This window comes from Dactylosporangium thailandense, assembly GCF_059739745.1.
Genome location: NZ_AP029195.1, coordinates 4,042,949 through 4,054,982 on the forward strand (window position 1 = coordinate 4,042,949; position 12,034 = coordinate 4,054,982).

Here is a 12,034-nt window from a genome sequence, read left to right on the forward strand (position 1 = left end):
TACCTTCGAACCGCCCCAGGTGTACTTCCCTGGGGCGGTCCGGCCGTTCCCGAACGCTTTGGCCGCTGGGGCGGTCCGGCCGTTCCCGAACGCTTTGGCCGCTGGGGCGGTCCGGCCGTTCCCGAGCGCTCAGGCCGCGCCCATGCGCCGGTCCAGCAGCGCGAACAGCTCGTCGTCGGTGGCCTCGTCGATCTCTCCGGCCGCCGCCGGCCCGGCCTCGGACGCCGTGAGCGTGTCGAGCAGCCGCCGCAGCCGCGCCACGACGACGCCGCGGGTCTCCTCGTCGTGCCCCGCCACGGCTCCCTCGAGCCGCGCGAGGTCGTCGAGCAGCCCGCCACCGGCCGCCGGCGCCGGGGCGGCCAGGTCCAGCAGGTGCTCGGCCAGCAGCGCCGGCTTCGGGTAGTCGAAGACGAGCGTGGCCGCCAGCCGCAGCCCGGTCGCCGCGTTGAGCCGGTTGCGCAGCTCGACCGCGGTGAGCGAGTCGAACCCGAGCTCGGAGAAGGCCTGGTCGGCGCCGATCGCGTCCGGCCGGGCGTGCCCGAGCACCGCCGCGACGTGCGTACGCACCAGGTGCAGCACGTGCCGCGGGCGCTCGGTGTCGGGCAGCAGCGCGAGCCGCTGGGTGAGCGTCTCGGCGGTCTTGGACTCGCCCTCCGTCTGCGGCCGCGGCCGGGTGCGGATCAGCGCCCGCAGCAGCGGCGGCGGCAGCTCCGTGCGGGCGGCGCGGCGCAGTGCGGCGAGATCGAGGCGGGCCGCGACCGGGGCGGGTTCGGTGCCGCGCACGGCCCGGTCGAACAGCTCCAGGGCCTCGCCCGCCGCCATGGGCAGCAGGCCGTGCCGGGCCAGGCGGCGCCGATCGGCCTCGCCCAGCCCGCCGGTGATCCCGGTGGCGTCCGCCCACAGGCCCCAGGCGATCGAGTGCGCGGGAAGCCCGGCGCGGCGACGCTCATGGGCGAGGGCATCCAGGCAGGCGTTCGCCGCCGCGTAGTTGCCCTGCCCGGCGCCGCCCAGGACGCCCGAGATCGACGAGAACAGGACGAACAGCTCGGGCCGCGCGTCGATGGTCAGCTCGTGCAGGTGCCGGGCCGCGTCCGCCTTCGGGCCGAACACGGCGTCGACGCGCTCCGGCGTCAGCGCGGTGATGGTGGCGTCGTCCACGACCGCGGCGGTGTGCACGACGCCGGCGAGGCGGCCGTCGGCGGCGATGACGTCGAGGAGCGCGGCGACCTGGGCACGGTCGGTGAGGTCGCAGGCGACGGGCCGCAGCACGACGCCGTCGCGGGCCAGTTCGGCGGCGAGGTCACCGGCCCCGGTGGCGGCGGGCCCGCGGCGGCTGGCCAGCACGAGGCTGCGCACCCCGTACCGGGCCGCCAGGTGCCGCGCGACGTGCCCCGCCAGCCCGGCCGGGTTGCCGGTCACGAGCACGGTCCCGTCCCCGAGCGACGGCGGCTCGGCCGGCTCCGCGTCGGCGGGCTGGAGCCGCGGCACCAGGAACTCCCCGCCGCGCAGGGCCAGCTGGGGTTCGTCGAGCGTGAGGGCCTCGGACAGACGGGCCGTGTCCTCGGGGTCCTCGGGGTCAGCGGCGTCCTCGAGCGCGATCAGGCGGATGCGGCCGGGGTGCTCGGACTGCGCGGAGCGGACCAGCCCCCACACCGCGGCGGCGGCCGGGCCGGTGCCGCGGGTGACCACGGCGAGGCCGGCGCCGGTCGCGTCCGGGCGGCGAACGAGTTCCTGGATCGCGCTCAACGCCTCCGCGACGGCGGATCGGGCGTCGTCCGAGTCGATCCGCAGAACGGCGACGTCGGCGGGGACCGCCCCCGGCGCGGAACCGGAGGACGCGACGGCGGGGACCGGCCACGGTGCGGAGCCGGACGACGCAGAGCCGGAGGACGCGGAGCCGGAGGACGCGGAGCCGGAGGACGCGGAACCAAGAGGCGCGGAGCCCGAGGAAGGGGCGGCGGGGAGCCAGGCCACGCGCAGCAGGGCGTTACCGGCCGCGGCGGCCGGGAGCTGGTCGGTCGCGATCGGGCGGGTCACCAGCGACTCGACCGTGCCGATCGTGGCGCCGGTGGTGTCGGCGACGACGATGGTGACGCCGTGCTCGGCGGGGCTCAGGCGGGCGCGCAGGACCGACAGCCCGGACTCGCCGGTCGGCAGCGCCGCGCCGGACCACACGAAGGGCAGGCCCGCGGGGTCGTTCGCGCCGCCGACCCGGCCGAGGCCGTGGAGGCCCGCGGGGTCGCTCTCGCCGCCGACCCGGCCGAGGCCGTGGAGGGTCGCGTCGAGCAGGGCCGGGTGCAGGCCGAAGCCGCCGGTCGGCACGCCGTCGGGGAGGACGGCCTCGACGTACACGTCGTCGCCGCGGCACCACAGCTCGCGCACGCCGCGGAAGACCGGCCCGTAGTCGAGGCCGGCGTCGGCGAGGCCGTCGTAGAGGGCGTCGCGGTCGACGGGTTCGGCGCCGGTGGGCGGCCAGACGGCCAGCTCGGCGCCGGAGGCGGACGGCCGGGCGGCGCCGAGGGAGCCGGTGGCGTGCCGGGTCCAGGGGGCTTCGGGGTCGTCGGCGGGGTGCGAGTACACCTCGATGGCGCGGCGACCGTGCTCGTCCTCGGCGGCGACGGTCAGCTGCAGCGTCACCGCGCCCGTGGCCGGCAGCGCGAGGGGGGTGTCGAGGACGAGCTCCTCGACCCCGGGGCAGCCGGCCTTGGCGCCGGCCGCGAGGACCATGTCGAGCAGCGCCGTCCCCGGCACGACCGCGGTGCCCAGCACCCGGTGGTCGGCGAGCCACGGCAGCGCGGCGAGGGAGAGCCGGCCGGTGAAGACGTACTGGTCGCCGCCCGCGAGCCGGACCATCGCCCCGAGCAGCGGGTGCCCGCCGGCCTCCTGCCCGAGCCCACCGGCGTCGGCGCCGGGCGCGCTGCTGAGCCAGTAGTGCTGGTGCTGGAACGCGTAGGTCGGCACCGGCACGACAGCCCCACGATGGTAGGCCGCGAAGTCGATCCCGCTCCCCCGAACATGGGCCTGCGCAAGCCCGTTCAGCAACGCCCGAGGCTCCGCCTGACCAGACCGCAGCAACGGAATGAACGCCGAGTCCGCGACACAGTCCGGCCCGAGCGCACTGAGCGCACCACCGGGCCCGACTTCGAGGAACGTCCGCACCCCAGCGCCGTGCAGGAACTGCAACGTCGGATAGAACTGCACCGTAGCCAGCACATGCCGGACCCAGTAGTCGGCGTCGAACTCAGTCATGAGTTCACCGGTCACGTTCGACACAATCGGAATCCGCGCCGGCCGCCACTCCACCGACCGCAACACCTCAGCGAACGCGGCCGTCATCGGCTCCATCAACGGCGAATGGAACGCATGCGACACCCGCAACCGCGTCGTGCGCACTCCGGGGAACACCAGCCCGTCCAACACCTCAACCGGCCCGGACAACACCACCGACGACGGCCCATTCACCGCCGCCACCGACACACCCTCGGGCACATCGTCGACCGCAGCCCCGACCGCAAGCATCCCGCCACCCGCGGGCAGCTCACCCATCAACCGGCCCCGAGCCTCGACAACCTTGACCGCGTCCGCGAGGCTCAGCACCCCGGCGCAATACGCGGCCGAGAGTTCACCGACCGAATGACCTGCGAGGAAGTCCGGCTGCAAACCCCAATCCCGGAGCTGCTCGAACAGCGCCACCTCGATCGCGAAGAGACCCGCCTGCGCATTCCGGGTCTCGTCCACTGACCCGGACGGATCCGGCAGCAGCGAGCGGACCTCCTCGAAGACCTCACGGAACCGTGGATAGACCGCGGACAGCTCCTCACCCATCCCCGGGCGCTGGGAACCCTGGCCCGGGAACAGCACCGCCGTCCCGCCTTGGACCACTGACCCGCGGACGGCAAGCTCGCCATCCAGCAGCACACCACGATGCTCGAAACCCGTCCGCGTCGACGCCAGCGAAAACCCGATATCCACCGGCGAACCCGGCCAACCAGCCAGTCGGGCCGCCTGCGCCTCCACCCCGGCCTCCGACCGGCTCGACACCACCCACGCCGCCGGCAGGTCGGACTCAGTCGAGACCTCCGCGGCCTCGACACCTTCCAAAATCACGTGCGCATTCGTGCCACTGATCCCGAACGACGACACACCCGCCCGGCGCGGACGGCCGGCGGCAGGCCACGGCCGGGACTCGGAGACCAGCGCCACCGCACCCGCCGACCAGTCCACCTGCGACGACGGCTCATCCACATGCAAAGTGCGCGGAACCAGACCGTGCCGCATCGCCAGCACCATCTTGATCACACCCGCGACACCCGCGGCCGCCTGCGTGTGCCCGAGATTCGACTTGACCGAACCCAAAAGCACCGGGGCCGGGCGATCCTGACCATAGGTCGCCAGCAACGCCTGCACCTCGATCGGATCCCCGAGCCGCGTCCCCGTCCCGTGACCCTCCACAACGTCCACATCGGACGGACCCAGCCCGGCACTCGCCAAGGCCGCACGAATCACCCGCTGCTGCGACGGACCGTTCGGGGCCGTCAGACCATTCGACGCACCATCCTGATTCACCGCCGAACCCGCGACCACCGCCAGCACCCGGTGGCCGAGGCGCTCGGCGTCGGTGAGGCGCTCCAGCACGAGGACGCCGACGCCCTCGGACCAGCCGGTGCCGTCGGCGGCGTCGGCGTACGACTTGCAGCGCCCGTCCCCGGCCAGCCCCCGCTGGCGGGAGAAGTCGGCGAACGTGGTGGGCTGCGCCATCACCGTCACGCCGCCGGCCAGGGCCGCGTCGCACTCGCCGGCCCGCAGCGCCTGCGCGGCCAGGTGCAGGGCCACCAGCGACGACGAGCACGCGGTGTCGACGGTCACGGCGGGGCCCTCCAGGCCCAGCGCGTACGAGATCCGGCCCGACAGGACGCTGCCGGAGGTGCCGACGCCGAGGAAGTCCTCGACGCCGGTCGGGACGGCGCCGGCCGAGCGGGCGTAGTCGTGGTACATCAGGCCGGCGAACACCCCGGTCCGGCTGCCGCGCAGGGTCGCGGGGTCGGTGCCCGCCGACTCGATCGCCTCCCAGGAGACCTCGACCAGCAGCCGCTGCTGCGGGTCCATGGCGAGCGCCTCGCGGGGGCTGATGCCGAAGAAGGCGGCGTCGAACCCGCCGGCGTCGTAGAGGAACCCGCCCTGCCGGGTGGTGGACTTGCCCTCCGGGTCGGGATCGTGGTCGTAGAGGCCCTCGATGTCCCAGCCACGGTCGGCCGGGAAGTCGCCGATCGCGTCCTCGCCGCCGGCCAGCAGCCGCCAGAGGTCCTCGGGTCCGGCCACGCCGCCGGGGTAGCGGCAGGCCATGCCGACGATCGCGATCCGGTCGCCACCGACGGGCCGGACGGTGGCGGGGGCGGACGCGGCCGGGGCGGCCTGCGGCGCGAGGTGGCTCAGGATGTGCTCGGCCAGAACGGCCGGGCGCGGGTAGTCGAAGACGAGGGTCGCGGGCAGGCGCAGCCCAGTGGCGGCGGCCAGGCGGTTGCGCAGCTCGATCGCGGTGAGCGAGTCGAAGCCGAGCTCCGAGAACGCCTGCTCGGCGCCGATGGCGGTGGGGCCGGCGTGGCCGAGCACGGCGGCGACGTGCGTGCGGACCAGCTGCAGGACGTGGTCGGGGTGCCCGGCCAGGCCCTCGCTGACCGGGACGCGGGCCTCGGCGGGGCGCGGGCGGGTCCGGCGGCGCAGGGCGCGCGGGTCGAGCCGGGCCGCGACCACGTTCGGCTCGGTGCCGGTGGCGGCCGCGTCGAACAGCCGGAGCGCGGCCGGGGTCGGCAGGGGTTGCAGGCCGTCGCGGGCCATGCGGCGGCGGTCGGCCTCGCCGAGACCGGCGGTCATCGCGGTGGCGTGCTCCCACAGGCCCCAGGCGATCGAGACGCCCGGGAGGCCCTGGGCCCGCCGGTGCCGGGCGAGGGCGTCGAGGAACGCGTTCGCGGCGGCGTAGTTGGCCTGGCCGGCGGCGCCGAGCACGCCCGCCACGGACGAGAAGGAGACGAACAGGTCCAGGTCGCGGTCCGCCGTCAGGGTGTGCAGGTGCCAGGCGGTGTCGGCCTTGGCGCGCAGTACCGTCGCCACCTGATCGCCGGAGAGGGAGGCCACGGTGCCGTCGTCGGTGAGGCCGGCGGTGTGGACCACGCCGGCCAGGCGGCCGGGCACGGAGTGCAGCAACTCCGCGAGCCGCGCGGGGTCGGCCAGGTCGCAGGCGACGATCCGCTCCACGACGCCGTCGCGGACCAGCTCGGCGGCCCCGTCCGCGGCGGGACCCCGGCGGCTGGCCAGGACGATCCGGGCGCCGTGGTGTTCGTGCAGGTGGCGGGCGACGAGTCCGGCGAGGCCGGCCGGGTTGCCGGTCACCAGGACGGTGCCGTCGAGCCGCGGGGGCGGCGGCGGTTCGGTCTCGTGCCGGGTCAGCCGGGGGGCGAGGAGCCGGCCGGCGCGCACGGCCAGCTGGGGCTCGCCGTCCGGGAGGGCGGGCACGTCGTCGGTGTCGGTGTCGACGATCCGGATGCGGTCGGGGTGCTCGGCCTGGGCGGCGCGGACCAGGCCCCAGACGGCCGCGGCGACCGGGTCGACCGGGTCATCCGGGCCGGTGGCGACGCCGCCGCGGGTGACGATGGTGAGCGGTTCGGGCTGGGCCAGCCACTGCTGGATCCGGGCGAGGACGGCGGGCACGGTCCGGTGGAGGTCGGCGAGGACGTCCGGGCCCGACGGCGCGACCGTCAGCGTCTCCGTGCTCGTGCCGGCCGCCGCCGGCACCGGAATCCACTCGGTGCGGTAGAGGGGGTCGGCCGGGACCGTGAGGGGGCGGGCCGCCAGCGACGTCACGGTGCCGATGACGGCGCCGGTCGGGTCGGCCAGCGTGATCTCGACCCCGGACGGGACGGGGCTCAACCGGGCGCGGACGGCCGAGAAGCCGGTGCCGGGGGCGGGCAGCGTGACGCCGGACCAGGCGAACGGGAGGCCCGCGGTGTGGCCGTCGACCCAGCCGGCCGCGTGCAGAACGGCGTCGAAGAGGGCCGGGTGGATGGCGAAGCCGGCGGTCGGCAGGGCGGTGGGCAGCTCGGCCTCGACGTAGACGTCGTCGCCGTGGCGCCGCAGGGATCGCAGGCCGCGGAAGGCCGGGCCGTAGCCGAGCCCGAGGTCGGCCAGGCGCTGGTAGACCTCGTCGGCCTCGACCAGGTCCGCCTCCTCCGGCAGCGGCAGGCTCGCGGCCGGCGGGGTCGCCGCGGGTGCCAGCACGCCGGTCGCGTGCCGGGTCCACGGCTCGTCGCCGCCGGCGGCGGGGGCCGAGTGGATGGTGACCGCGCGGCGGCCGTCGCCGTCGGCGGCCGCGACCCGCACCTGGACGGCGACGGCGGAGCCCGGCGGCAGCCTCAGCGGCGTGTCCAGGACCAGCTCGTCGACGGCCGGGCAGCCGGCCTCGCGACCGACGCCGGCGGCGAGGTCGACCAGGGCGGTGCCGGGCAGGAGGATCGCGCCGTGCACGCGGTGGTCGGCCAGCCACGGGTACGCGGCGACCGAGAGGCGGCCCGTGCACATGAGCTCGTCGCCGCCGGCGATGCGGACCAGGGCGCCGAGCAGCGGGTGTCCGGCCGTCTCCAGCCCCAGGCCGGTGGCGTCGCCGGAGTGGGCCGCGGGGGTGAGCCAGTAGCGCTGGTGCTGGAACGGGTACTTCGGCAGCGGTACGGCGTTGCCGGCGTGGTAGGCCGCGAAGTCGATGCCGGTGCCGCGCACGTGGGCCTGGGCCAGGCCGTGCAGGAGCGCCTGCGGTTCCGGCCGGCCCGAGCGCAGCAGCGGGATGAACGCGGCGTCCTCGACGCAGTCCGGCCCGAGGGCGCTCAGCGCGGCCCCGGGGCCGGCCTCGAGGAAGGTCCGCACCCCGTGGCCGTGCAGGAACCGCAGCGTCGGATCCAGCTGTACGGGCGCGAGCACGTGCTGCACCCAGTAGTCCGCGTCGAACTCGGTCATCAGCTGGCCGGTCACGTTCGACACGATCGGGATCTGCGCCGGCCGCCACCGCACCGACCGCAGCACCTCGGCGAACGCGGCGGTCATCGGCTCCATGAGCGGCGAGTGGAACGCGTGCGAGACCCGCAGCGCCTTCGTCCGCACATCGCCGAGCCGCGCGACCACGGCCGCCACCTCGTCGGCGGGGCCGGAGAGCACCACCGAGGACGGCCCGTTCACGGCGGCGATCGCCACCGAACCGGACAGCACCGCCTCGGCCCGGGCCGCCGGGCACGCCGCGGCGACCATCACGCCGCCGGGCGGCAGCTGCGCCATCAGGCGGCCGCGCGCGGCGACGACCCTGACCGCGTCGGGCAGGCTCATCACCCCGGCGCAGTAGGCCGCCGACAGCTCACCGACGGAGTGGCCGGCCAGGAAGTCCGGCCGCAGGCCCCAGTCCCGCAGCTGCTCGAAGAGCGCGACCTCGAACGCGAACAGCGCCGGCTGCGTGATCTCCGTCGCGTCGATCCGCTCGTCCGGGAGCTCGCCGAAGAGCGCGCGCACCTCGTCGTGGACCCGCCGGAACACCGGGAAGCCCAGTCCGGCGCCCATCCCGGCGCGCTGGGAGCCCTGGCCCGAGAACAGGACCGCCAGGCCGCCCGGTGTCACCGAGCCCCGGACGGTCTCGTCGCCGACGATCACGGCCCGGTGCTCGAGGCCCGCCCGCGTCGCGGCCAGCGAGTAGCCGATGTCGACCGGCGATCCCGGCCAGCCGTCCAGCCGGGCCACCTGCTCGGCCAGCGCCGCCTCGGACCGGGCCGACACCGTCCACGCCACCGGCCCACCGGCATCGGCCGTCGGCGGAGCGGGCTCCTCGGCGACCGACTCCAGGATCACGTGCGCGTTGGTGCCGCTGATGCCGAACGACGACACGCCGGCCCGGCGGGGACGGTCGGACGGCGGCCATGGGCGCGCCTCGGTGAGCAGCTCGATCGCGCCGGCGGTCCAGTCGACCCGCGGGGACGCCTCGGCCAGGTGCAGCGACTTCGGCACCAGGCCGTGGCGCATGGCGAGGATCATCTTGATGACCCCGGCCACGCCGGCCGCGGCCTGGGTGTGGCCGATGTTCGACTTCACCGAGCCGAGCAGGAGCGGCGGGCGGTCCGGCTCGCGCTGGCCGTAGGTCGCCAGGAGGGCCTGGGCCTCGATCGGGTCGCCGAGCCGCGTGCCGGTGCCGTGACCCTCGACCACGTCCACATCGGACGGTCCGAGGCCGGCGGCGGCCAGGGCGGCGCGGATCACGCGCTGCTGCGACGGGCCGTTCGGGGCCGTCAGGCCGTTGCTGGCGCCGTCCTGGTTCACGGCGGAGCCGGCGAGCACGGCCAGAATCCGGTGGCCGAGGCGCTGGGCGTCCGCCAGGCGCTCGACGACGAGGATGCCGATACCCTCGGCCATGCCGGTGCCGTCCGCGGCGGCGGAGTACGCCTTGCAGCGGCCGTCCGGGGCCAGGCCCTGCTGGCGGGAGAAGTCCACGAAGGTGGCCGGGCCGGGCATCACGGTGACGCCGCCGGCGAGGGCCACGTCGCACTCGCCGCCGCGCAGCGCCTGGGCGGCCAGGTGCAGGGCGACGAGCGACGAGGAGCAGGCGGTGTCGATGGTGACGGCGGGGCCCTCGAGGCCCAGGGCGTACGCGACGCGGCCGGAGGCGACGCTGCTGGAGTTGCCCAGGCCCACGTGGCCGTCCACGCCCTCGGGGAGGTCGGCGGCGGTGGCGTACCCACCGTGGATCAGGCCGGTGTAGACGCCGGCGCGGGCGCCGCGCAGGCCCAGCGGGTCGATGCCCGCGTCCTCCAGGGCCTCCCAGGAGACCTCGAGCAGGAGCCGCTGCTGCGGGTCCATCGCGAGGGCCTCGCGGGGGCTGATGCCGAAGAAGGCGGCGTCGAAGTCACCGGCCCCGGCGAGGAAGCCGCCCTGGCGCGTGCTTGCGCTGCCCGCGCGGGCGCCGTCGGGGTCGTACAGCTCCTCCAGGTCCCAGCCGCGGTCGGCCGGGAAGTCGCCGACGACGTCGTGACCATCGGCGACGACCTGCCAGAACTGCTCGGGATCGGCGATGCCGCCGGGCAGGCGGCAGGCCATGCCGACGATCGCGATCGGCTGCGCGCGGCCGTCCTCGACCTCCCGGAGCCGCTGCCGGGTCCGGCGCAGATCGCCGGTGACTCGCTTGAGGTATTCGCGCAGCTTCTCTTCGTTGTCCATCACACCAGCCCGTCGCGCCGGTTCCGTCACCTGAAGCTAGCGATGACGCTCCACAGTGGAGAACCCCTAACCGGCGCGACGATCCCCTAGGAGGGGACTCAGCTGGTCCAGCGGAAGAGCTTCGAGGCGGCGAGGCAGCCGCCGACCGCGTAGACGACCATGACGCCCAGGCGCAGCGGCTGCCACCAGTCGCCGTCCCACGCCGCCTGCATGGCCTGGGAGCCGGCGCCGAGCGGCGTGAACACCGCGATCTGGCGCAGGATCTCGGGCATGGCCGGCCCGGGCGTCCACAGCCCGGCGAAGAACACCACGGGGAAGAACAGGATGCTGCCCAGGCCGCTGCCGGCGCGGGCGTTCGGGGCCATGGCCGCCACCAGCAGGCCGATGGCGAAGACGGACGCGGCGGCGAGCACGAACGCGACGACGAAGCCGGCGAAGTCCTTCGGCGCCGGGATGTCCATCAGGCCGATGCCGACGACCAGCAGCAGCGCCACCGTCACCGCCATGACGACGAGGTGCACGACCATCTCGGCCAGCAGCAGGGTGAGGGGCTTGGCCGGGGTGGTGGCCAGCCGCTTGAGGATGCCGCGCTCGCGGTAGTTCGACAGCACGGCACTGATCGTGGACAGGCCGAGCATCGTGATCGTGACGCTGATGAGCGGCGGGAGGTAGACGTCGAGGACGCGCAGGCCGCCGAGGTTGGGGTCGGGCGTCTTCATCATGGCGAGGTTGCCGAAGACGGCGAGCAGCACGACCGGCAGGGCCACGCCGAAGAGCAGCACGATCGGCTCGCGCAGCAGGAGCTTCATCTCCATGACGGTGAAATTGCCGAAGCCCTTCAAGGGACTGTCTCCTCTGCCCTAATCTTCGATCGAGTGGCCGGTGAGCTGCAGGAAGACGTTCTCGAGGTTCGCCTGTTCGACCCGCAGGTTGTTCGCGATGACCTGCTGGGCGGCCAGGGCCGAGGTGATGGCGAAGAGCACGTTGCCGGTGCCGGTCACGACGGTCTCGGTCGCGGTCGTGTGCACGGCGGTCACCTCGGGCAGCGCCTCGAGGACGGCGCTGTCGACCGGCTTCGAGGGCTGGAAGTGCACGCGGACGTCGCTCTGCACCTGCTCGATGAGGGCGCTGGGAGTGTCGGCGGCGACGACCTTGCCCTTGTTGAAGATGGCGAGCCGGTCGCAGAGCCGCTCGGCCTCGTCCATGAAGTGGGTGACGAGCAGGATGGTGACGCCGCGGTCGCGGACCTTCTCGATGAGCTCCCACGTGTCGCGGCGGGCGCTGGGGTCCAGGCCCGTGGTGAGCTCGTCGAGGACGGCGACCTCGGGGTTGCCGATCAGTGCGAGGGCGATGGACAGCCGCTGCTTCTGGCCGCCGGAGAGCTTGCTGTAGTACGAGTCGAGCTTGTCCGTCAGCCCGAGCTGCTCCAGCAGTTCGAGGGGGTCGGCCGGGTCGCGGTACAGCGACGCGTAGAGCTTCAGCGCCTCGCGCACCTTCATCTTGTCGGGCAGCTGGCTCTCCTGCAGCTGCACGCCCAGCCGCTCGCGCAGGGCCTCGGCGTCGCGCAGCGGGTCGAGCCCGAACACCTTCACCGAGCCGCCGTCGGGGCGGCGCAGGCCCTCGATGCACTCGACGGTGGTGGTCTTGCCGGCGCCGTTGGGGCCGAGGATCCCGAAGATCTCGCCGGGCTCGACGGTGAACGAGACGCCGTCGACGGCGGTCTTCGACTCGTAGCGCTTGATGAGGTTCTCGACCTCGATCACGGGCACGGCAGTCCTCCGGGCCAGCTCGCTGAAAC

The 12,034-nt window shown here is 74.8% G+C and carries 3 protein-coding genes; all 3 read right to left on the bottom strand.

What is annotated here, in order from left to right; translation table 11 throughout:
* Window positions 1-129 precede the first annotated feature (129 nt).
* Window positions 130-10,236: an SDR family NAD(P)-dependent oxidoreductase gene (locus tag AC6JBM_RS18095; protein WP_497984754.1), complete on the bottom strand. Its 10,107-nt coding sequence runs from the start codon at window positions 10,234-10,236 to the stop codon at window positions 130-132.
* Between the two features lie 98 nt (window positions 10,237-10,334).
* Window positions 10,335-11,051 (bottom strand): ABC transporter permease, encoded by a 717-nt coding sequence (locus AC6JBM_RS18100; RefSeq protein ID WP_350626155.1) that lies wholly within the window; start codon window positions 11,049-11,051, stop codon window positions 10,335-10,337.
* A gap of 45 nt (window positions 11,052-11,096) precedes the next feature.
* Window positions 11,097-12,005, bottom strand: coding sequence for an ABC transporter ATP-binding protein (locus AC6JBM_RS18105; RefSeq protein WP_497984755.1), 909 nt, complete (start codon window positions 12,003-12,005; stop codon window positions 11,097-11,099).
* Window positions 12,006-12,034: the final 29 nt, after the last annotated feature.